This is a genomic window from Ensifer sp. EB106-05-01-XG146 (genome assembly GCF_058791875.1).
Window position 1 is genome coordinate 2,730,046 of sequence record NZ_JBYTDX010000001.1, and the last position, 20,756, is coordinate 2,750,801.

The following is a 20,756-nucleotide window of genomic DNA, read 5'->3' on the forward strand; positions in this document are numbered from 1 at the left end:
AGCACTCCCCTCGCCCCCGGGAGGATCACCAGTTGTCGCCCTTCATCTCGGTGAGTTCGACTTCGAGCAGTTCAAGATTTTCCGCTGCCGTGCCGTTGCCGGAAAGCGAGTTGTGCACCGCGTTCCAGAACTTGGCGGAAACCTCGTTGTATTTGACCTTGGTGACGGCCGACGGGCGCGGCACCGCGCTTTCGAAGATCGGTTTCCAGGCCGGCATGAACGGCTGGGCCTTGGCGACCTCCGCATCGTCGTAGAGTGCGGCAACCGTCGGCAGGTTCGAAAGCTCGATCGCCCGGCGCTTCTGCACCTCGGCGGACGACAGGAACTTGGCGAGCGCAATCGCCGCCTCCTGATCGTCGGAATATTTGGAGACGGCGACGTTCCAGCCGCCGAGCGTCGAAGACGGCTGGTCACCATCGGTGGCCGTCGGCAGCGGCGCGACGGCAAACTTGCCCTTCACCGCGCTGTCATCGCCATTGCCGAGCGCATAGGCATAGGGCCAGTTGCGCATGAAGACGGAATTGCCGGTCTGCCAGACCCCGCGCGATTCCTCCTCCTGATAGGCAAGCACGCCCTGCGGCGAGATCGTGCCGACCCATCCCTTGATCCGGTCGATTGCGGCGGCCGCCTTCTCGTTGTTGATCGAGATCGTGCCGTCGGGCTCGACGATCTGGCCCCCGCCCGACGACTTGACCCATTCGAGTGCGTTGCAGGTCAGGCCCTCATAGGCATTGCCCTGGAAGACATAGCCCCAGAGATCGGCTTGGCCGGCGGCCCGCTCCTTCTCCTGGATTTCCTTGGCGGTCGCAGCCAGCTCGTCCCAGGTCTTCGGCGGCGTCTTGCCGTATTTTTCGAGCAGGTCCTTGCGATAGAACAGTGCCGGTGCATCGGTGAAAACCGGCAAGGCCACGAGGCGACCGTTCACCGTCTGCGAAGCGATGATCGACGGGAAGTGCTGGCCAACAACGTCCTTTGCCGCCTCCGTCAGATCGACGAACTGGTCGGCCAGTTGCGGCGCCCAGACGACATCGGTCTGGTAGACGTCGACATCCTTGTTTCCGGCGGCAAGCCACAGCCGGTACTGGCTGAACTGCTCGCTGCTCGATGGCGGCATGGTGACCAGGCTCACCTTGTGCCCGGTCTGCTTCTCGAAAATGTCCAGCTGTTCGCGAATGAAATGGACGTTCTTCCCGGTCGTGTTGGCGGCGAGCGAAAGCTCGGCGGCGCCAGCCGTCCCGGCTGCAACGATTGCGGCACAAAAACTCAGCACATTGAGCGTGGTTGTCATTGGGTCGACTCCTCCTGTTCCCCCTCCACCGCACGAAAGCTCCTCGGCAAATTCGAAAGCGGTTTGGATAAGAAAAAGTTGGCAGAAGACGGAAAAACTGTCAATCCACACACTTAGAAAAGTCCATTTGGCGTGGATTATTACAAATAATCTTTGTTTTTCAAACAAATAGTAATAGGAGAGAAAAATCGACCGCCCCTCACAGAACCCCATAAAATCAAAGGGGAACTGTATTATTTTAAAACGGTTTGGTAAAATCCGTACCCGGCCTGTAGAACCTGGCGTCCCCGACAAACCGATTGTTACGGGCAGCGAAGATGTATATTTCTGGGACCGGGCTAGGCTTGAGGAAACGCATTTCGAATGAAGCTGAGGGAGTTCGCACAACAACTGGGGCTTTCGCCGACGACGGTCAGCCGGGCGCTGAGCGGTTATCCCGAAGTCAGCGAAAAGACGCGCAAGCGCGTGGCCGAAGAGGCAACCCGCCTTGGCTATCGTCCGAACATCAATGCGGTGCGGCTCGCCACCGGTCGGGCCGGCGCGATCGGCGTGGTCATGGGCCGCTCCGGCGAGTTCCATTTTTCCGAGTTCATGGGTGGCCTGGCCGAACGGCTCGGCACCGAGGATATCGACATTCTCGTCAGCCCAATGGACGACAAGAACCCCACGGGCGAAATCCAGCTCTATAGCCGGCTCGCCGTCAGCGGCCGCGTCGACGCCGTGATCGTACACTCGCCCGAACCGAACGACGAGCGCATCGCCCTCCTCCACAAGCTCGGCATGCCCTTCCTCGTGCACGGGCGCTCCGATATCGACGTGCCGCACGCCTGGCTCGACATCGACAACGAAGGCGCGATCCGCCGCGCGACCTCGCATCTCATCGATCTCGGCCATCGCCGCATCGCCATGATCAACGGCCGGCAAGGCCGCACTTTCTCGCTTCACCGCGACAAGGGGTACCGCGACGCGCTGCAGGCGCGCGGCATCGCCTTCGATCCGCGCCTCGTCGCCCATGGCAACTTTACCGACGAACTCGGCTTCCGCTTCGCGCGCTCGTTCCTGGAGCAGACGCCCCGCCCGACCGCCTTCGTTGCCGGCTCGATGATGACAGCGCTCGGCATCTACCGGGCAGCACGGTCCATGGGCATGGAGATCGGCCGCGAGGTCTCGGTCATCGCCCATGACGACGTGTTCCCTTACCTAACGGCGGACAACATGGTGCCGTCGCTTTCGGCGACACGCTCTTCGATGCGTGCGGCGGGCGCGCGCTCGGCCGACCTCGTGCTGCAGCTTCTCTCAGGCCGGCCGACCGAAGAGGTTCACGAACTCTGGCCGGTGGAACTAATCCTCAGGGAATCGACCGCGCCACCGCAGGGCGCTTGAGGACAGGCGCTGCCGACCGCTTCAGTGGAAGGTCGACTTGGAAAAGAGATTGAGGACCACCACGCCTGCTATGATCAGCCCCAGTCCGAGGATCGCCGCCAGATCGAGCTTCTGCCCGAAGGCGAAGTAACCGACGAGCGAAATGAGCACGATGCCGAGCCCGCTCCACACCGCATAGGCGATGCCGACGGGGATGAAGCGCAGCGTATAGGACAGGAAGAAGAAGGCGATCGCATAGCAGACCACCATCATCACCGTCGGCCCCAGCCGGGTGAAATGCTGCGCGGCCTGCATCGCCGAGGTGCCGAGCACTTCGAAGACGATCGCGGCAACCAGGACGGTATAGAGCATGGCGGGGTTCATCGGGGACTCCATTCCGGACCAGAGCAGTTCCAGGAAAAGTGCAAAGCGGTTTCCGTCCGGACCTGCGTGATTTCAAAGACTTAGATCATTTCAGTGTTTCGATGAAACGATGAAGTGATCTATTGCGCCGAAAGCGCCTTGAGATTTTCAACGAGACCGGCTCGCGCGCCGGCATCGAGATCGTGGCTCTGCATCAGATCCGCGAGCCACAACCCGTCACAGGCAAAGCGGGCAAGCACGCAGCCGGCCGAACTGTCCGTTTCCGCGAACTCCACTGAACGCCGGCTGACCCAGTCGCGCCAGCGGCTCTTCAGATGCGGCTCGGCAATGAGCGCGATCGTCAGCATGCGCCAGCCCGGCACGTCGGTGGCCGGATCGAGCGCAAAGCAGACGTCGATATAGGCGCGGGTAAAGCGCCCCTTCGCCACCGGATCGCGCGCCATCGCCGCCTCGATCTCGCGATCGAACCGTGTCACCAAGTCGTCGAACAGCCCGTCGAGCAGCGCGAGCTTGTTCGGGAAATGGTGCAGCAGCCCGCCCTTGCTGACCCCGGCTGCCTGCGACACGGCATCGAGCGTGATGCCAGCCACGCCCTGCTCGTGCGAAAGGCGTGCGGCAACCTCCAGCAATTGCTGGCGCACCTGTTCCGGCTGTTTCTTGCGACGATGGGCTTCGGTCATGCATCCATAAAGATACCGTCTGGACGGTTTGTCAAGAGAAGTGTTGTTTGACCGCGATGAAACGCCGCAAATTCGCGTTCTGAAAACCGTTGTCCGCCCGGTCGCGGCGCGCTAGGACCGAACGAACGAAGGACGCAGAGCATGGCGGAACCGGAAACCACGACCCTCTACGAAGCCATCGGCGGCGACCCGACGGTCCGCGCCCTGACGCGCCGTTTCTATGAGCTGATGGACACGTTGCCGGAAGCGGCGCGCTGCCGTGCCGTGCATCCGCCCGATCTTTCCGGAAGCGAAGAGAAGTTTTACGAGTACCTGACCGGCTGGCTCGGCGGGCCGCCCATCTATGTCGAAAAGCGCGGCCATCCGATGCTGCGCCGTCGCCATTTCGTCGCCGAGATCGGGCCCGAGGAACGGGACGAGTGGCTGCTTTGCTTTACCCGCGCGCTTGAGGAAACGATCGACCATCCCAAGCTCCGGCAGATCATTCTCGACCCGATCACCCGCCTCGCCCTTCACATGCAGAACAAGGAATGACCATGTCGCACAGCGGATTTCGCGCCACGACGCTATTTGTTGCCGGTTTGATGGGCCTGACCGGCGTCGTCAGCGCGGCCGCCGCTTCGCATGGCGATGACCCGAGGCTGCTTGCCGGCATTTCGGCGATGTGCCTCGCCCACGCCCCGGCATTGGTGGCGCTCTACGCCGCCTGGCCGCACTTTCGAACGGCGGCCGTTGCCGCGCTCCTGATCGCGGTTGGCACCGCGCTGTTTTCGGCCGATCTCGCCATGCGCCATGTTACAGGCCACGGCCTCTTCCCGATGTCCGCTCCGCTCGGCGGCACGACGATTATGGCGGGGTGGCTCGCCGTTTCGCTCGGCGCCTTCCTGCCGAAGAAGACGGCCTGACCCCAAAAACAATTCGCCTCCCGGAGAGGTCCATCCGGGAGGCGAATAACACGCAAAATCAGGATCATATGTCCGCGCCGGCGCGCGGATCAGGCGCCTTCAACGGCCGAAAAACCCTCGAACTTCGGCGGACCGAGATACATCGCCCTGTTCTCGCCGGCGTTCTTGTGGGCCGCGCGAAAATTCTCCGACTTGGTCCAGGCTGAAAACGAATCCTTGTCCTTCCAGACCGAGTTCGAGACGAAGAGCGTGTAGCCCTCCTCCGGCACGCTGTCGCCGCGCAGCAGGTGGAAGGAAACGAAGCCGGGCATCTCCGACAGGCTGGAATCGCGCTCCTTCCACACCGCTTCGAAAGCCTCTTCGTGGCCGATGGCGATACGAAAACGGTTCATGGCAACAAACATCTTGGTCTCCTAGGTCCTTTCACCGATACGGCAAAACGATCCAACTCTTTGAATGGACGCAACCCCGCACGGAAAACCGCTTCGCACTTTTCCTGGAATTGCTTCCTAGCTTACGCATTTCCGGACGGAAAACCGCTTCGCACTTTTCCTGGAATTGCTAGGCACTTTCCTTCTTGAGGGCGGCATCGCTTGTGGCCCGTGGAAAGGCGAGGATAGTTCCTTCCTTCGGCTCCGCAAGCCCGAACGGGTCGCGCACCGGCGGGCGCGCCTGCCAGGTGGGGAACTCGGCGACATTGGTATTCTCTTCCACCATGCGCGCCCGTCGCGTCAGGATCTCGTAGAGCTCGGGCACCAGGCCGTCGCCCTGCTGGGCCGCCAGCTTGTGCAAGCCGATCATCATGGCGAGGTCGGGACGTTCTTCGTTCATTGCAAATTCTCGTCTTGTCTTTCAGAGGATTACCGCTCGTTGCGGCTGGTGGTCAGGTCCTGGAGCGCGCGTTCCAGGCTCGACTTCGAGCCGTTGCGCAGCGGCACGAAGGCCTTGCCCCACTTCTTGCAGCCGGTCTTCACGCGAAGACATGCGTCATGGCTGATGCAGTCGATCGGGCAGAAGACGCAGTCGACAGACGGCAGCACGCGGTCGATACGCGAAACGGCCTCACGCAGGCCACCGTCGTGGTGCAGCAACTCGGCGCCGAAGGAGCTGGCGATTTCGCGCAAGTGCGCCACCTGGCAATCACGGCCACCGACATAAAGGAAGCTGCGCCCTTCGAGCGTCGCCTTGCCGGCCTCCTGGCGGGCCTCGACCGGTTCCGAACCCGAGCGACCCTTGCCGTTCTTCGCCGCATTCTGGTGACGCTTGCCGCGCATGCAATCTTCTCCGTCTGGTCGCGCAACAAGGGCCTTTGTCAGGCAGCCGGTCGCATCGGGATATCCTCTCGACACACACCCTTCGGCTGCGTGACGAGGGCAACCTATTAAACTTGATAAACAGAGTAAAGTATAAACATGAGTTTTCTAATCATATTTTTTCTTGCAGCTTCTGCGCGAATCCCCCAGCAAGGGGAGAAGGTCAGCGGACGGTCGCAACCATCGGCACGATGAAGGATTCGGAGCTTGGCGCTCCGGCCGGAAACGCCGGGAATGGCGCAGCGCGGCGAACCGCATCAATGGCGGCCTCGTCGATCGCCGGCGAGCCGGAACTGCCCGCGAGGCTGACACGCGTCAGGTTTCCATTCGACGTCAAGGTGAAACGAACGGTCGCCGTGCCGGATACGCCGTCGCGTCTTGCAGCCGACGGAACCTTGAACCGGCGTGTGATCCGCTTGCGGATCTTGCCGCCATAATTCTCCATGTTGGCGTTGCCGACCTCGGACGCGCGGCTGTTGCCATTCGCAGCGGACGAACTGCCATTCTCCTGGCCGTCCTGCTTGCCCTTGACCTGATTTTGCGCCTGCTCGCCCTGATCGCCCGCCTTCTTGCGGGTGACCTTCTTCTTTTTCACCGGCTCCTTCTTCGGCTCCGGCTTTTCGACCTTTTCCTTCTTCGGCTCCTCGGGCTTTTCTTCCGGCACGACAGTCTCGACCGGCGCGACGCTCGCCGTCACCACAGCCTCGGCGACTTGCAGGGTAGGCATTTCCTCCGCCGGCAAGATCACGTCTGCCTCCGTCGCCGTCAGGTCGTGGGGTTGCTCTGCAGCGATCTCCTGCGTGGGGGCAACATCCTCGACCGGCTGGATCTCGGCGGGCTGAACCTCCTCGGGCAGATCTTCCGTGGGCTCGACGATTTCGGACACTTCACCCGACTGAAGCGTTTCCTCGAATGCATCGCCGAGAAGCGCCACTTCGACGCTTTCGCCACCCTGGATCAGATCCAGTTGCGTCTCGGGCGGGTTGCTACCAAACAGCGTCGCGAGCACGACGCCGTGTGTTGCAAGCGATAAGACGGCGGCCCCGCTCCAGATGACGATACGCTTCATTTCAGCCTTACCTTCGTCGCACCAGGGCGACGCAAACCTCATGCTCGGATAGCCGGACGCGCTAAGCCCCAGTCCCGCTCACCCCTTGAGTTCGACCGCCGACTTAGAGCCGGTCTTGATCCCGCTCATGCAGGCGCCCGGCTGAACCCCGTCGCCGACACAGGCCGGCGCGTCGTTGATCAGCAGGCTCTTCACCGCATCGCAGTTGGTGCCGGGCAGATCGAACTGGCGAACCTTGGTCTTGCCGGCGGGAAGGTCGCGGAAATCGAGCACGGCCATGCGTTCGACCAGCCCCTTCTGGTCGAAAATGACGAACTCGAAGGAAACCTTGCTCAACGACTGCGCGAATTCGTTGCCGGCAACGAAGGTGAGCTTGCAGCCCTTCTGGGACGGCGCCACCTCGTTGAGCTCGATCGTCAGCCCCCCAGCCGCTGCGGTCTCCTGCGCCTTGGCAGCGGTTGCGGCAACGAGAGCCGCAAGAGCAACGGAAACAATCGGAAGGCTGGGAAACTTCATGACGACACCACTCCAAAGGATCGAGCACACCACCGAACGCCGGCCGCACGCCCTTGTCCACAAGCCGGCAGCAACTAACTTGAGTTTATAAGTCCGGTATTGCGTCCATAAATAAATATGAGTAATGAAGTCAAGATAGTAATCGAATTGCACGGCGGGAAATGCGGGGAAATCAGCGCGGCCTGCCCACTCGAAACGGCCGAAACACAGTGACCAACGACAACAATCTCGCACGCCCCTCGGAGCCTCCGGTGCTGACCGGACGGGCGCAACGGATCATCGAAAGTCGCGAGCTCTTCGGCACCGAAAACGAGATTCTCATTTCCCACGACGGCGCGATCTACCGCATGAAGATCACCCGCCAAGGCAAGCTGATCCTGAACAAATAGGCAGATGAAAATGACCGAGAGCCTTCGCCCCACTCCCGTTGAAATCCGCGCCTACCGCGCCGAAAACCCGAAGTTGCGCGAGCGTGATATCGCAGCCCAGCTCGGCGTTTCCGAAGCCGCGCTGGTCGCTGCCGAATGTGGGCTGACCGCCGTGCGCATCGATGCCGACGCCAACCGCTTCCTGTCGCGGGTCGAAGAGCTCGGTGAAGTCATGGCGCTGACCCGCAACGAAAGCGCCGTCCACGAAAAGATCGGCGTCTACGAGAAGATCACCACCGGCGAGATGGCGAGCATCGTGCTTGGCGAACAGATCGACCTTCGTGTTTTCCCGAGCGCCTGGGCACACGCCTTCGCCGTGACGAAGACGGACGACAAGGGCGAAGTCCGCAAGAGCCTGCAGTTCTTCGACAAGTGGGGCAACGCCGTGCACAAGGTACATCTGCGCGCCGCATCGAACGACGCGGCCTATGAAAAGCTCGTCGCGGATTTCCGCCTCGACGATCAGACGCAAGAGTTTGTCGCCGACACCAGCGTTCAGCCGACCGACGACAAGCCGGAAACCGTCGTGGACGTCGTCGAGCTGCGTGAGCGCTGGACGAAGATGACGGACACCCATCAGTTCCACGGCATGTTGCGCAAGCTGAAGATCGGCCGCCGCCAGGCGCTGAGCAACATCGGCGACGATTTCGCCTGGCAGCTCGACCCGCAGAGCGTCGAAGCGATGATGCAGGCAAGCGCCGAAGTCGAACTGCCGATCATGTGCTTCGTCGGCAACCGCGGCATGATCCAGATCCATTCCGGCCCGATCGCCAAGATCGCCACGATGGGCCCCTGGCTCAACGTCATGGATCCGACCTTCCACCTGCATCTGCGCACCGACCACATTGCCGAGCTCTGGGCCGTGCGCAAGCCGACAGCCGACGGCCATGTCACCTCGATCGAGGCGCTCGACGCCAAGGGCGAAATGATCATCCAGTTCTTCGGCAAGCGCAAAGAGGGCCTTGCGGAACGTCCCGAATGGCGCTCGATCGCCGAAGGCCTGCCGCGCCTCGATACGACGGTTGCCGCCTGAGCGAGAGAATAGGATACGCAAGATGATCAACGGTCTCGACTTCCGTCGCCTTCGCCGCTCGGGGCTGGCGCTCGGCGCCTTCGCCCTTTCGGCGACCTTCCTGCTGCCGGCAGTGGCACCCGATGCCCCCGCCTTCATCCGGACGGCCATGGCCGAGGACACGCAGAAGGCCGACGTCTCGCGCGTCGTTTCGGTCGGCGGCGCCGTCACCGAGATCATCTATGCGCTCGGCGAAGAAGGCCGTCTCGTCGGGCGTGATTCCACCAGCACCTATCCGGAAGCAGCAAAGACGCTTCCGGATGTCGGCTATATGCGCCAGCTCGCGCCCGAAGGCATCATTGCGGTCAATCCGAGCGCCATCGTCGCTGTCGAAGGCAGCGGCCCGCCGGAGGCGCTGGCGGTGCTGAAGGAGGCCAACATCGCCTTCACCAGCGTGCCCGAGACCTTCGACAAGGCCGGCATTCCCGCCAAGATCCGCGCCGTTGGCGCTTTTCTCGGCGTCGAGGACAAGGCTGAAACGCTCGCCAAGAGCGTCGAAGCCGACCTCGATGCAGCCGTGGCGGAGGGTGCCGCGCGCGCCGACAGTGAGCGCAAGCGCGTGCTGTTCATCCTGAGCACCCAGGGCGGCAAGGTCATGGCCTCCGGTCAGGGTACCGCCGCCAACGGCATCATCGAACTCGCCGGCGCGGTGAACGCCGTCGGCACCTTCCCCGGTTACAAGGCACTCACCGACGAAGCGATCGTCGAAGCCAAGCCCGACGTCATCCTGATGATGGATCGCGGTGGCGAACACGCCGCCAAGGCGGAAGAGCTCTTCGCCATGCCGGCATTGAGCCTGACCCCTGCTGCCCAGAACAAGGCGCTGGTGCGCATGGACGGCCTGCACCTGCTCGGCTTCGGCCCGCGCACAGCAAGCGCCGTTCGCGAACTGAATGCCGCCATCTACGGGAAGAAGGCCAATGCCTCGCAGTGAGGCATTGGGCCGCGGCATGCGCCTGACCGGATTGGCCGCCGACATCCGCAACGAATGGCGTGCGGGCAACCGCTCGCGGCTGGCCCGGCTTCTCGTCGTCGCCCTCGTGGTAATCGCCATCGCCACCTTCGTCGGCTCGATCATGACCGGCGCGGCCGACGCGTCGCTCGCCAATGTCTGGCGCTGGCTGATCGGCGAGGCCGACCAGGCCCTGAGCATCCGCGACCGCATCATCATTCTCGATATCCGGCTCCCTCGCGCCGTGCTCGGCATGCTCGTTGGCGCGTCGCTTGCAGTTTCCGGCGTGGTCATGCAGGGGCTCTTCCGCAATCCCCTGGCCGATCCCGGCCTCGTCGGCGTTTCCTCGGGCGCGAGTCTTGGCGCCGTGCTGCTGATCGTGCTTGGAACCGCCGCCTTCGGGCCGCTGTTTGCCCTGTTCGGTTTCTACGCGCTGCCGGTCGCTGCCTTCTTCGGCGGCCTCGTCACGACGCTTTTGCTCTACCGCATTGCCACGCGCGGCGGGCAGACCTCGATCGCCACCCTGCTTCTGGCCGGCATCGCGCTTGGCGCGCTGACCGGCGCCGTCACGGGCGTGCTCGTCTTCATGGCCGACGACAAGCAATTGCGCGACCTCACCTTCTGGGGCCTCGGCTCACTTGCCGGCGCCAACTGGACGAAGATCCTGGCCTCGGCGCCGATCATTCTGCTTTCGCTCGCCGTCACCCCTTTTCTCGCCCGCGGCCTCAATGCGATCACGCTCGGCGAGGCGGCAGCCTTCCACATGGGCATTCCGGTCCAGCGGCTGAAGAACGTCGCGATCGTCAGCGTTGCTGCGGCGACCGGCGCGTCGGTTGCCGTCAGCGGCGGCATCGGCTTCGTCGGCATCGTCGTGCCGCATCTGCTGCGCCTCGTCATCGGTCCCGATCACCGCTACCTGCTGCCGGCCTCGGCTCTGCTCGGCGGCACGCTGTTGATCCTTGCCGACATGATCGCCCGCACCATCGTTTCCCCGGCGGAACTGCCGATCGGCATCGTCACCGCTTTTATCGGCGCACCGTTCTTCCTCTGGATCCTGCTGCGCGGCCGTTCGAACATGGGATTGTGAGCGAAGCCATGATCAACGTTTCCAATCTCTCCGTCCGCCTCGGCGGGCGACCGGTCATCCATGGCGTTTCGCTCGAGGCCCGACCCGGCGCGCTGACGGCGATCGTCGGCCCGAACGGCTGCGGCAAGACCACGACGCTGAAGGCCATTTCCGGAGAGCTTGCACCAGCAGGCGGGACGATCCGCATCAACGGCCGCGACCTGCGCGGCCTGAAGCCCTGGGAACTCGCGTCGATGCGCGGCGTGCTGCCGCAATCGACCGTCATCTCCTTCCCGTTCACGGTGCGAGAAGTGGTTCGGCTCGGGCTTGCCGCCGGCGCAAACGCCGACGCCGCCCTGCACGACCGGATCGCGGCAGAAGCGCTCGAAGCGGTCGATCTCGGCGGCTTTGCCGGGCGTTTCTATCAGGAACTGTCCGGCGGCGAGCAGCAGCGCGTGCAGCTTGCCCGCGTGCTTTGCCAGATCTCAGAACCCGTTACCGATGGCCAACCGCGTTACCTTCTGCTCGACGAGCCCGTCTCCAGCCTCGATATCCGCCACCAGCTGGGCATCATGCAGCTCGCGCGCAACTTTTGCGAACGCGGCGGCGGTGTGGTCGCCGTCATGCACGACCTCAATCTCACCGCCATGTTCGCCGACCATATGGTGATGATGAAGGCCGGCAAGGTCCGCGCCAGCGGCGCGCCGGCCGAGGTACTGACGGACGAGACGATGGAAGCGGTCTTCGGCTGCCGCATGCGGGTGGGCGTGGCTCCGCCAGCGCCGGTGCCCTTCGTGCTGCCGCAAACCGCATCGCTCTGACGCAAGCGCACGTCCGGATTCTTCCGAGAGCCAACACCAAGATTTATCGAAACAATTTCCGCACTTGCGCGTTGTTCTCCCGAAGCGCCGGCGTAGGCCTGCAGTTGTGCCCGCCGGTTTGATCAGGAAGCGCCGACCGTTCGCGGCCGGCGCATGTGTGAAAGGGAGTATTCGTCATGGCGTCAGGCCTCTTCTCCGGTTCGAGCTCGCGTTCGACAAAAAGCAACGGCAAGCTCGCCGACATCTCCATCGAGGAACAACTGGGCGAATTGCGCAATGATGTGGCGACGCTTGTCGCCCTCTTGGCCGATCGCGGATCGACGGCTTCGCAGCAGGCGCGCAGCAAGGCACAGGATGCCCGCGAACAGGCTGAAGCGGGCCTCAGCGAACTGTTGGCAAGCGGTGAAGATCTGCTGGCCGAGCTCCGTGATCGCTACGCCGGCACGGAAAAGCAGGTTCGGCACGCCGTGCGCGAACATCCTGTCGCAACCCTCGGCGCCGCCGCCCTGATCGGTCTGGCCATAGCCGCGCTTCTTCGTCGCTGAAGAAGATGCAAGCCGGTGAGGCGGATGGGTTGCGCCCATCCGCTGAGATCGAGGGGAAGATGATCGGGGGCAATTCATGGGACCATTGACGGCAGCCCTGACCGCGCTCATGAGCGCCGATATCGGCGCGGCCACTGCGCGCGTGAAACGCAATGCGATCTTATGGGGCATTATAGGATTGCTGCTTGCCACGGCCTATGTCTTCGGCCTCGCAGCCGCGTTCCTGTATCTCAGCGCACTTTACAGTCCGGTCACAGCCTCCGCCGCGATCGCGATCGCGTTTTTCGTGACCGCGCTGGTGCTGTTCGGCATCATTGCGATGCTGCAAGGACGCGACCGCCGCCTGGCCGAGGAGCGTCGCCGCCGCCGACAAGTGCAGACCAATCTGACACTGCTTGCCGCGGCGGGCATCCTGCGCAAACAGCCGCTGCTTGCGGTCGCCACCGCTCTGGCGATCGGGGCACTCGTGGGAACTGGCAAACGGCGCGAGCGGCGACGGACGACTGACGCTTAAGCAAGGTCCCAAACCAGTTACGGACTCGTCCGCCGCGATTGCGATCGACGCCTTATAGTGGCAGGCGGATCAGCGCCGTGACGCCGGCCGGCAGATATTCCACCTTGACCGAGCTGCCCAAGACCTTGTCGAGGCTCCGCTCGATCAGGATCGAGCCGAAGCCGCGCCGTTTTGGCTCGCGCACCGGCGGCCCGCCGACTTCGGTCCAGGTGAGATGCAGAACGTTGTCGCCATCCTCGATCATGTTGCGCGCCGTCAGAACCACCTTCCCCTTCGGCACCGACAGCGACCCATATTTGACGGCGTTGGTGGCAAGCTCGTGCAGAACCAGACCGAGGCCGACCGCCTGGTCAGGCCCGAGCGATATCTCGTCCTTGTGGATCTCGATCTGCTCGGCATAGCAGTTGACATGCGGCAGCAGCTGCTTGGCGATGAGGTCGGCGAGCCGGATGGTGCCCCATTCGTGATCGGAAAGCAGGCCGTGCGCTTCGGAGATCGCCTGCAATCTCCCGGCAAAGGCGGTCATGAATTCCGCCGGATCGCTGGTCTGGCGCAAGGTCTGACGGGCGAGCGACTGCAGCATCGCGAGCGTGTTCTTGACCCGGTGGTTGAGCTCCTTCAGCAACAGCCGCGTGCGCTGCACCGATGCCTGCTGATCGGTGACATCGATCGTGACGCCGATGAACGTCAACGGATTGCCCTTGCTGTCGCGATCATGCACACGGCCGCGCCCGAGCAGCCAGCGGCCGGTGTCGCCGACGCGGAACATGCCGTCGTACTCGTCGTCGGCCTTCATCGCCTGGCGTAGCTTGGAAAAAGTCGCGCCGCGATCGTCGATATGGATCGCTCCGAAGATCTCGCGGGCGCCGACGAAGCTGTCGGCCGGCAGTCCGAACATGCGTTTCATCGCGCTGTTACCGGCAATGACCCCGGAGCGGATATCCCACAACCAACTGCCGATGTTCGCTGCTTCGAGCGCCATTGCGTGGCGCTGCTCCTCGCGTGATAGTGCCGCCTCTTTCAGCGCGCGCCGGCGCGCTTCGTCCTTGATCTTGAAGAGGGAAGCGGCCAGCCCGGCGAGCCGGCTCAGCTGGTCCATCAGCGCCTGTGGCACGTCGGCGCGCGGCTTGTCGTCGAGAACGCAGACCGTGCCGACGGCCTGCCCGTCGAGCATGATCGGCGCGCCGGCATAAAATCGCAGGAACGGCGGCCCTACGACCCGCGAACGTCGCATGAACCGTGGATCAGTCGATGCGTCGAGCACGACGAGACTGGCGTCGGCTTCGGCCGCCACCTGCACGCAGAAGGACTCCTCCGACGACGCCCGGCTCTCCGTGGTTCCGACGGCCGCCTTGAACCATTGCCATTCGCGGTCGATCAAGGTCACCAGCGCAATCGGCGCGTCGAAGAGGCCGGCCGCAATTTCAACGATGCCGTCGAAGTCCCGATCCGGCACCGCCATGTCGGGCACGGTCGCGTGCAAGACGCTCAGACGTTCAGGCGCGTCGAGCAGCGTCATGACGGGCGGGTCTGTCCTTTCAGTCCTCATGCGCATTCGGTCTCAATTCCCAATCTGAGCGGCTTGGGGAGCCCTTGCAGGCTGCACCCGCATCTCGCTCGGTTCTGGGCATATCGACCCAAAATCGTCATGATTGCGCTCTGCCTCCACCACCCGCCTGCCCCTCGGGCACAGGCGTCAGTGAAAGCAGGACACCGCCGATTTTGCAACGGTGTCCGGCTCGAAACTTTCCTCAGGAAACAAAGGCGCGCGACGTGATCGGGGCCGACGTCTCGTCGGGGCCGTAGTCGTTTTCGCCCTTTACCTGAAGAATGTCCTGCAAGCGCTGGCGCGCCCGGTTGACACGGCTCTTGATCGTTCCGAGCGCGCAGCCGCAGATCGTGGCCGCTTCCTCGTAGGAAAAGCCGGAAGCGCCCACGAGGATGATCGCTTCACGCTGGTCGGGCGGCAACATCTCCAGCGCCTTGCGGAAATCCTGCAGGTCCAGCGAGCCGTATTGTTCAGGATGATGGGCGAGAGACTCGGTGAAATGTCCGTCGCTGTCCTGAACTTCGCGTCCGCGCTTGCGCATCTGGCTGTAGAGTTCGTTGCGCAGGATGGTGAAGAGCCAGGCCTTCATGTTGGTGCCCATCTCGAAGTGGTCCTGCTTCGCCCAGGCCTTCATGATCGTGTCCTGAACCAGGTCGTCGGCACGGTCGTGACGTCCGATCAGCGACATGGCGAAGGCACGCAGACTCGGCAACGCGGCCAGCATCTCACGCTTGAAATCATTCTTTTCGGATGACATTCCGGTACTTACTCCCTGCCCTGCAGCGCCGATTGCTGCTCGGCCGCGTCGAGTTTTTCCAGAAGATCGAGAAAACGCGCGGGTATCGCCTCTTCCTGCACGGACTGATAGAGCGCCTTCAGCTTCGCTGCAATTTGCGCATTTGGATCTTCTGTCCATAAGGTCGTGCCGGTGGTCCGCCCTGCCCCTGTTTTATGTTTCATTTTCAAACTGTCGCCTTCAAGTGTCGAAATCGCCAAAACTGTCCATAGCCGCCATAACGCTGTTGAAAATTGAAATGTTCCCTCGCGGAACCTTTTTTTACGCGGAGCGTTCTCGCAACGTCACCGTAAAACGATTTTCGAGGGAGTTCCTCTATGACTTTGTCCACGCGGATCGCACCGCTCCTGCCGTATCTGCGCCGCTACTCACGCGCGCTAACCGGCTCGCAGACATCAGGCGACGCCTATGTTGCCGCCGTTCTCGAAGCGCTGATCGCCGACACGTCGATTTTCCCCGAAGCAAGCAATGATCGCGTTGGCCTGTTCCGCCTGTTCACCTCGCTCTTCGGCTCCTCGTCCGTGCTCGTGCCTGAACCAGTTTCTCCGTTTGCCTGGGAGCAGCGCGCGTCGATCAATCTCGCAACCGTCTCGCCGCTTGCCCGCCAGGCATTCCTTCTGGTCTCGGTCGAAGGCTTCCGGCCGGAGGAAGCGGCCGAAGTTCTCGATGTCAGCATCGACAAGGTCGGTGGCCTGCTCGATCGCGCCTCGCAGGAAATCTCGCGCCAGGTCGCGACCGATATCATGATCATCGAGGACGAACCGCTGATCGCCATCGATATCGAGCAGATGGTCGAGAGCCTTGGCCATCGCGTCACCGGGATCGCCCGCACGCGCGACGAAGCGATCGCGCTCTACAAGAAGACACGGCCGAGCATGGTGCTTGCCGATATCCAGCTTGCCGATGGCAGCTCCGGCATCGACGCGGTCAACGACATCCTGAAGACGAGCGCCATTCCGGTGATCTTCATCACCGCCTTCCCGGAGCGGCTCCTGACCGGCGAACGGCCGGAACCGACCTTCCTGGTCACCAAGCCGTTCAACCCGGACATGGTCAAGGCGCTGATCAGCCAGGCTTTGTTCTTCAACGAATCCACCAAGGCGGCGGCCTGAGCGCGACTGCATGTTTCCCTCGACTGTAAGCAGTCGAGGGGGCATGCGCCGATCCAGATCTTGCAGCGGCCCGCGTCTTACGGCGCGTAGGCCGCTGCAGGTCGTTTCGGGGGTTGTTTGGCAAGATTGCCGGAACGTCCCGACGAGCACTCTCTGAGCTGACATCAGCAATTTCGTCACTGGACCTGCGCATTCACCGGCGGCTTCTGCCAATCTGCGCGTACCACCACACTTGGCTAGGTTTCTCGCAAAGGAAGCCCCGTGAAAACACAACAGCCAGTGCCGAGGGAAGGCACTGGCTGGTATGTGCAACTCACTCGGGGAGTGTGAGTTGTAGGCCGGCGGTCTGCCTCCGGCGCCGCATTGGGGGCTATGCGCGCCACCGTCCGGTCAACAACAGAATGCGCGACACGGAAAAAGGTTCCATGACCCCGCAACAACCTTTTCGGCAGCAGCCGTCACGCCATCTTGTCGAGCTCGTCACGGTGGCGATAGAGCGCCAGGAAGCGGCGATAGTCGCGATCATAGGCGTCGCGAACCGCCGTGTTCGGCAGGCGCTCGTGCCCACCTGACGCCATTTCGGCGCCGGCCGCGGCGAGATCCGCGTGCATGCCGCCGGCAACCGCTGCCGCCATTGCCGTTCCGAGCAGGACGGCATCCGGCGCTTCCGGCGCCACAACCCGGCAGCCGGTAACGTCACAATAGAGTTCCATGAGCAGCGCATTGCGCACGTGGCCACCGGTGACGTGTAGTGTGTCGAGTTGGTAGCCGACCTCGCGCATCATCTCCAGGATATGGCGGATGCCGAGCGCGATCGCGACGCAGGTGCGCCAGTAGAGCCGGCAGAGCGCGTCGAAGGAGGAATCAAGCGGCAGGCCGCTGATGACGCCGAGGCCATGCGGATCGGCGAGCGGCGAGCGGTTGCCGTGGAAATCCGGCAAGACATGCAGGCGATCGGCAAAGGCCGCGCCCTGCTCGGCGCGCAGTTCCTGCACCCGGGCGATGATCCGGCCATGGGTTTCAGCGGTCGGTTCGAGACCGCCGCCATGGAGCCGCACGATATGGTCGAGCAGCGCGCCGGTCGCCGATTGCCCGCCCTCGATCAGCCAGGCGCCGGGCAGCACCGCCTCGTAATAGGGGCCCCACATGCCGAAACCCGGCTTCATGTCCTTGGAAAAGGCGACGATGCAGCTCGACGTGCCGGCAATCAGGGCCAGCTGTTTTTCGAGCTTCTCCGGCTTGCCGATGAAGCCGCCGACGACTCCGAGCGCGCCGGCATAGGCATCGATCATGCCGGGAGCTACCTGGCAGGCCTCGTCGAGGCCAAGCTCGGCGGCGGCCGCAGCGTTCAGACGGCCGACAGAGCTTCCGATCGGCAGGGTCTCTTCCGGCAGCCCGCCGCGCTCAATGAGATCCTCGAGCCCGATCTTTGCGAGATAGTCCGGCTGCCAGCCGCGCTTCTCATGCGCCAGGTAATTCCACTTGGCCGTCAGCGTGCAGCGCGAACGCGCAGCACTGCCGCTCGCCCGCCAGGAAAGATAGTCGGCAAGATCGAAGAAGAAGCCAGCCTTCTGCCATTGCTGCGGCAGATTGCGCTTCAGCCACATGAGCTTTGGCATTTCCATTTCCGGCGACATCACGCGGCCGGAGAAGTCGAGCACCGGATGGCCGGTCGCCGTGCAAAAATCCGCCTCGGCGAGCGCCCGGTGATCGAGCCAGACGATCGTGTCCCAGCGCGCCTCACCCTTGCGATTGACCGAAAGCGGCTTGCCCTCGCGGTCGCGCACCACCAGCGAGCAGGTGGCATCGAAGCCGATCGCTCCAATATCCTCCGCAGCGATCCCGGCCTTTTCCTTCGCCGCTTTGACGGCGCCGCAGACGGCGCGCCAGATATCTTCGGAATCGTGCTCCGCGTGGTTTTCTTCCGGCCGGTTCATGGCGATCGGCAGGTCGGCACGCGCAAGCAACCTGCCCTTGCCGTCAAAAATACCGGCGCGCGCACTGCCGGTACCGACATCGACCGCAACGACGAATTCACGCATCAAAGAAAGTCCCCGCCCCCAAGATCACGATGATTTAGGATCTGCCCGACCCAATCACAACCGCGATCGATTGTCATGAAGGAGAGCGGACGTGCGGGCGGAAAACCGCACACATGTTCCTCGTCCCGCTCCCGTTTCGTCCCTGCTGCTATCGGCCGACAAACTGTAGCAATTCGCCCATGTCGTCAAACAGCGCGTCGGGACTGAGAGCGGCAAGACTCTGCCGGTGCTTGTCGGTGCGCGCGTGGCTGCCGCCGGCAAAGGCAAAGACCCGCATGCCCGCCGCCTTCGCCGCTTCGATGCCGGCCGGACTGTCCTCGACGACGACGCAGTCGTGGGGATCGAAGCCCATCTGGCGGCTCGCGTGGAGAAAGAGATCCGGTGCCGGCTTGCCGTGTTTCACCATGGTGGCGGAGAAGATGTTGGGCTCGAAGAGGTCGATGAGCCCCGTGACGGTCAGCGACAGGCGGATGCGCTCGGGCTGGCTGGAAGAGGCGACGCAACAGGCGCCCTTCAGGCCTTCAACGGCGCCCCGGATGCCGGCGATCGGCTGGAGTTCGGTGCGGAAACGGTCGTAAAGCCGGAGGCGCATGCCTTCGAGAAACGCATCGTCGGTGGCAAGCCCGTATTCGTCGTGCAGGATCGCCGACATGCTCTTGAGGCTGCGTCCGAGAAAGCGTTCGGTCGCCTCCTCGGTGGTCATCGAGACGCCGGCGGCCGAGAGCACGTCCACCAGCACCTCCAGCGAGATCGGCTCGCTGTCGACGAGTACCCCGTCGCAGTCGAAGATCACCAGCCCGGACGCCGCATCCGCCATCGCATTTTATCCCTCAAGCTTGCCATCCAGATAAAGCTGGAGCGTAGCGCGCGTACCCTTTTCCCAGAGGGTTTTCAATGCATCGGCGAAACGACGTCGGAAGAGATCGGAGCGAGCGACGTCGCCGAAGATGTCGCCGAGCGCCAGGAAGGCCATGGGATCGTCCTTGGCGGCAAGCGCTGCCTTGTTCAGCCGGTCGGCGCTCTGGTCGTTGAAGACGATCGTCTTGCCGCTGTCCGACGTGCCGGCAAAGTATCGGCACCAGAGCGCTGAAACGAGCGACAGCCCGACGACATCCTCGCCGCGCGCCAGCCGATCGGCCGTCGAAGGCAGGATGAACTTCGGCTGCCGGTTGGAGCCGTCCTGGGCCAGCCGCGGGATCGTGTCGCCGATCTTCGGATTGGAAAAGCGCGTCTCGATCAGCTTGTAATAGTCGCCAAGATCGGTGTTCGGCACCGGCGGAATGACCGGGATGATCTCGTCATGCTCCAGCTTGGCAAGGAAGGCGCGGATCAGCGGCTCCTCCATCGCCTCGTGGACAAAATGAATGTCGAGCAAGGCGGCGGGATAGGCGATCGCCGCATGGCCGCCATTGAGAATGCGGATCTTCATGTGCTCATAGGGCGCCACGTCAGGCACGAACTGGACGCCAACCTTCTCCAGGGCCGGGCGACCGAGCGGGAAGTGATCTTCGAGCACCCACTGCTTGAATTCCTCGCAGAACACCGGCCAGGCATCCTCGATGCCGTAGTCGTCGGCGACGATGCCGATCTCGCGCGCACCGGTTGCCGGCGTGATCCGGTCGACCATGCCGTTCGGGAAGGCGACATTGGCGTCGATCCAGTCGGCAAAGGCGGGATCATGGAGACGGGCCAGCCCCGAAACCGCCGCATGGGTAACCTCGCCGTTGCCCGGGATGTTGTCGCAGGACATCACGGTGAACGGCGGCACGTTTTTGCCGCGGCGCGCCTTCAGCCCGGCAACGATCAGCCCGAACACCGTCTTCGGAGCCGCCGGGTTCTGCGCATCGGCAACGATATCGGGGTGGGTCGGGTTGAACACACCCGAGGCCGGATCGATGAAATAGCCGCCTTCAGTGATGGTCAGCGAGACGATGCGGATCGAGGGATCGGCGAGCCTGGCAACGATCCCGGCGACGTCGCCCGGTTCCAGATAGTCGATCATTGCGCCTGTGACATGGGCGCCTGTGCGGTTGTTGTCCTGCTCGACGACGGTCGTCAGGAAATCCTGCGCCGCGAGCTTGGCCCGCATCGTTGCGTCGGAGGGAAGGACGCCTGCACCGATGATCGCCCAGTCCCTGTCGTGGCCGGCGTTGAAGAGATCGTCGAGATAGACGGCCTGGTGCGCCCGGTGGAAGTTGCCGACGCCGAAATGCACGATGCCCGCCGTCAGTTGCGACCGATCGTAGGCAGGCACGCCGGCTTTGGCCTTGATCGTGTCGAGGGCGGCAATTGAGAGTTTGGTCTTCATGATCCCGTATCCTTTCGAGGCTTCACCGACTGGC

General features: G+C 63.1%; 25 protein-coding genes. 11 read left to right on the forward strand and 14 right to left on the reverse strand.

Annotated elements, in window-relative coordinates; translation table 11 throughout:
* Positions 1-25: 25 nt before the first annotated feature.
* A complete protein-coding gene (locus tag AC3WVQ_RS13595; RefSeq protein WP_051659303.1) occupies positions 26-1,288 on the reverse strand; it encodes an ABC transporter substrate-binding protein in 1,263 nt (420 codons plus the stop codon).
* A gap of 363 nt (positions 1,289-1,651) precedes the next feature.
* Here AC3WVQ_RS13595 and AC3WVQ_RS13600 point away from each other — a divergent pair, with 363 nt between their 5' ends.
* On the forward strand, positions 1,652-2,671 hold the full coding sequence (locus AC3WVQ_RS13600) for a substrate-binding domain-containing protein (protein WP_110819520.1): 1,020 nt from the start codon (positions 1,652-1,654) through the stop codon (positions 2,669-2,671).
* Between the two features lie 21 nt (positions 2,672-2,692).
* Here the strand turns inward: AC3WVQ_RS13600 and AC3WVQ_RS13605 are convergent, their stop codons facing one another.
* Together AC3WVQ_RS13605 and AC3WVQ_RS13610 are read right to left on the reverse strand one after the other, a co-directional pair.
* Positions 2,693-3,034 carry a DMT family transporter gene (locus AC3WVQ_RS13605; RefSeq protein ID WP_034794243.1) on the reverse strand — a complete coding sequence of 114 codons (342 nt, stop codon included), beginning with the start codon at positions 3,032-3,034 and terminating at the stop codon, positions 2,693-2,695.
* A 119-nt stretch (positions 3,035-3,153) separates the two neighbouring features.
* Positions 3,154-3,714, reverse strand: coding sequence for a TetR/AcrR family transcriptional regulator (locus tag AC3WVQ_RS13610; protein WP_110819519.1), 561 nt, complete (start codon positions 3,712-3,714; stop codon positions 3,154-3,156).
* 141 nt (positions 3,715-3,855) lie between these two features.
* Between AC3WVQ_RS13610 and AC3WVQ_RS13615 the strand changes: the two genes are divergently transcribed.
* Together AC3WVQ_RS13615 and AC3WVQ_RS13620 are read left to right on the forward strand one after the other, a co-directional pair.
* Entirely contained in the window at positions 3,856-4,248 is a 393-nt protein-coding gene (locus AC3WVQ_RS13615) for a globin domain-containing protein (protein ID WP_034794012.1), read from the forward strand.
* 2 nt (positions 4,249-4,250) lie between these two features.
* Positions 4,251-4,619, forward strand: coding sequence for a DUF423 domain-containing protein (locus AC3WVQ_RS13620; protein ID WP_060582456.1), 369 nt, complete (start codon positions 4,251-4,253; stop codon positions 4,617-4,619).
* Between the two features lie 89 nt (positions 4,620-4,708).
* Here the strand turns inward: AC3WVQ_RS13620 and hmuQ are convergent, their stop codons facing one another.
* From hmuQ to AC3WVQ_RS13645, 5 genes are all read right to left on the reverse strand, one after another.
* A complete protein-coding gene (gene hmuQ, locus AC3WVQ_RS13625; protein WP_110819518.1) occupies positions 4,709-5,023 on the reverse strand; it encodes a heme-degrading protein HmuQ in 315 nt (104 codons plus the stop codon).
* 157 nt (positions 5,024-5,180) lie between these two features.
* Positions 5,181-5,450, reverse strand: coding sequence for a hypothetical protein (locus tag AC3WVQ_RS13630; RefSeq protein WP_034794016.1), 270 nt, complete (start codon positions 5,448-5,450; stop codon positions 5,181-5,183).
* Positions 5,451-5,479: 29 nt separating this feature from the next.
* Complete coding sequence (locus AC3WVQ_RS13635; protein ID WP_034794019.1) at positions 5,480-5,893, reverse strand: DUF2325 domain-containing protein; 414 nt, start codon at positions 5,891-5,893, stop codon at positions 5,480-5,482.
* 202 nt (positions 5,894-6,095) lie between these two features.
* Complete coding sequence (locus AC3WVQ_RS13640) at positions 6,096-7,001, reverse strand: cell envelope integrity TolA family protein (RefSeq protein ID WP_060605125.1); 906 nt, start codon at positions 6,999-7,001, stop codon at positions 6,096-6,098.
* 78 nt (positions 7,002-7,079) lie between these two features.
* Positions 7,080-7,517 (reverse strand): hypothetical protein, encoded by a 438-nt coding sequence (locus tag AC3WVQ_RS13645; protein WP_034794025.1) that lies wholly within the window; start codon positions 7,515-7,517, stop codon positions 7,080-7,082.
* Between the two features lie 251 nt (positions 7,518-7,768).
* Here AC3WVQ_RS13645 and hemP point away from each other — a divergent pair, with 251 nt between their 5' ends.
* From hemP to AC3WVQ_RS13680, 7 genes are all read left to right on the forward strand, one after another.
* On the forward strand, positions 7,769-7,906 hold the full coding sequence (gene hemP, locus AC3WVQ_RS13650; protein ID WP_034794249.1) for a hemin uptake protein HemP: 138 nt from the start codon (positions 7,769-7,771) through the stop codon (positions 7,904-7,906).
* Between the two features lie 10 nt (positions 7,907-7,916).
* A complete protein-coding gene (locus AC3WVQ_RS13655; RefSeq protein ID WP_162731805.1) occupies positions 7,917-8,978 on the forward strand; it encodes a hemin-degrading factor in 1,062 nt (353 codons plus the stop codon).
* Positions 8,979-9,000: 22 nt separating this feature from the next.
* Positions 9,001-9,951, forward strand: a complete 951-nt coding sequence (locus AC3WVQ_RS13660) for a heme/hemin ABC transporter substrate-binding protein (RefSeq protein ID WP_113079589.1) — start codon at positions 9,001-9,003, stop codon at positions 9,949-9,951.
* Positions 9,938-11,056, forward strand: a complete 1,119-nt coding sequence (locus tag AC3WVQ_RS13665; protein ID WP_060605132.1) for a FecCD family ABC transporter permease — start codon at positions 9,938-9,940, stop codon at positions 11,054-11,056. The genes AC3WVQ_RS13660 and AC3WVQ_RS13665 overlap by 14 nt, the downstream gene beginning before the upstream one ends.
* Positions 11,057-11,064: 8 nt before the next feature.
* Positions 11,065-11,856, forward strand: a complete 792-nt coding sequence (locus AC3WVQ_RS13670; protein ID WP_034794256.1) for a heme ABC transporter ATP-binding protein — start codon at positions 11,065-11,067, stop codon at positions 11,854-11,856.
* A 176-nt stretch (positions 11,857-12,032) separates the two neighbouring features.
* The gene (locus AC3WVQ_RS13675; protein ID WP_034794036.1) at positions 12,033-12,401 is read left to right on the forward strand and encodes a DUF883 family protein; all 369 of its coding nucleotides are present in this window, start codon (positions 12,033-12,035) and stop codon (positions 12,399-12,401) included.
* Between the two features lie 76 nt (positions 12,402-12,477).
* Entirely contained in the window at positions 12,478-12,915 is a 438-nt protein-coding gene (locus AC3WVQ_RS13680) for a hypothetical protein (RefSeq protein ID WP_090298186.1), read from the forward strand.
* Between the two features lie 52 nt (positions 12,916-12,967).
* On the opposite strand, the gene AC3WVQ_RS13685 is transcribed toward AC3WVQ_RS13680, so the two are convergent.
* From AC3WVQ_RS13685 to AC3WVQ_RS13695, 3 genes are all read right to left on the reverse strand, one after another.
* Positions 12,968-14,470 (reverse strand): sensor histidine kinase, encoded by a 1,503-nt coding sequence (locus AC3WVQ_RS13685; RefSeq protein WP_034794041.1) that lies wholly within the window; start codon positions 14,468-14,470, stop codon positions 12,968-12,970.
* Between the two features lie 196 nt (positions 14,471-14,666).
* Positions 14,667-15,221: an RNA polymerase sigma factor gene (locus AC3WVQ_RS13690; protein ID WP_034794051.1), complete on the reverse strand. Its 555-nt coding sequence runs from the start codon at positions 15,219-15,221 to the stop codon at positions 14,667-14,669.
* 8 nt (positions 15,222-15,229) lie between these two features.
* Positions 15,230-15,424, reverse strand: coding sequence for a NepR family anti-sigma factor (locus AC3WVQ_RS13695; RefSeq protein ID WP_034794063.1), 195 nt, complete (start codon positions 15,422-15,424; stop codon positions 15,230-15,232).
* Positions 15,425-15,577: 153 nt separating this feature from the next.
* Between AC3WVQ_RS13695 and AC3WVQ_RS13700 the strand changes: the two genes are divergently transcribed.
* The gene (locus tag AC3WVQ_RS13700; protein ID WP_034794073.1) at positions 15,578-16,372 is read left to right on the forward strand and encodes a response regulator; all 795 of its coding nucleotides are present in this window, start codon (positions 15,578-15,580) and stop codon (positions 16,370-16,372) included.
* Positions 16,373-16,830: 458 nt separating this feature from the next.
* Here the strand turns inward: AC3WVQ_RS13700 and AC3WVQ_RS13705 are convergent, their stop codons facing one another.
* The 3 genes from AC3WVQ_RS13705 to AC3WVQ_RS13715 all read right to left on the reverse strand — a co-directional run bounded on the left by AC3WVQ_RS13705 (position 16,831) and on the right by AC3WVQ_RS13715 (position 20,722).
* Positions 16,831-18,414 carry an FGGY-family carbohydrate kinase gene (locus tag AC3WVQ_RS13705; protein ID WP_110819514.1) on the reverse strand — a complete coding sequence of 528 codons (1,584 nt, stop codon included), beginning with the start codon at positions 18,412-18,414 and terminating at the stop codon, positions 16,831-16,833.
* Positions 18,415-18,562: 148 nt separating this feature from the next.
* The gene (locus AC3WVQ_RS13710) at positions 18,563-19,231 is read right to left on the reverse strand and encodes an HAD family hydrolase (RefSeq protein WP_060518898.1); all 669 of its coding nucleotides are present in this window, start codon (positions 19,229-19,231) and stop codon (positions 18,563-18,565) included.
* 6 nt (positions 19,232-19,237) lie between these two features.
* Positions 19,238-20,722 carry a mannitol dehydrogenase family protein gene (locus tag AC3WVQ_RS13715; RefSeq protein ID WP_090298192.1) on the reverse strand — a complete coding sequence of 495 codons (1,485 nt, stop codon included), beginning with the start codon at positions 20,720-20,722 and terminating at the stop codon, positions 19,238-19,240.
* Positions 20,723-20,756 lie beyond the last annotated feature (34 nt).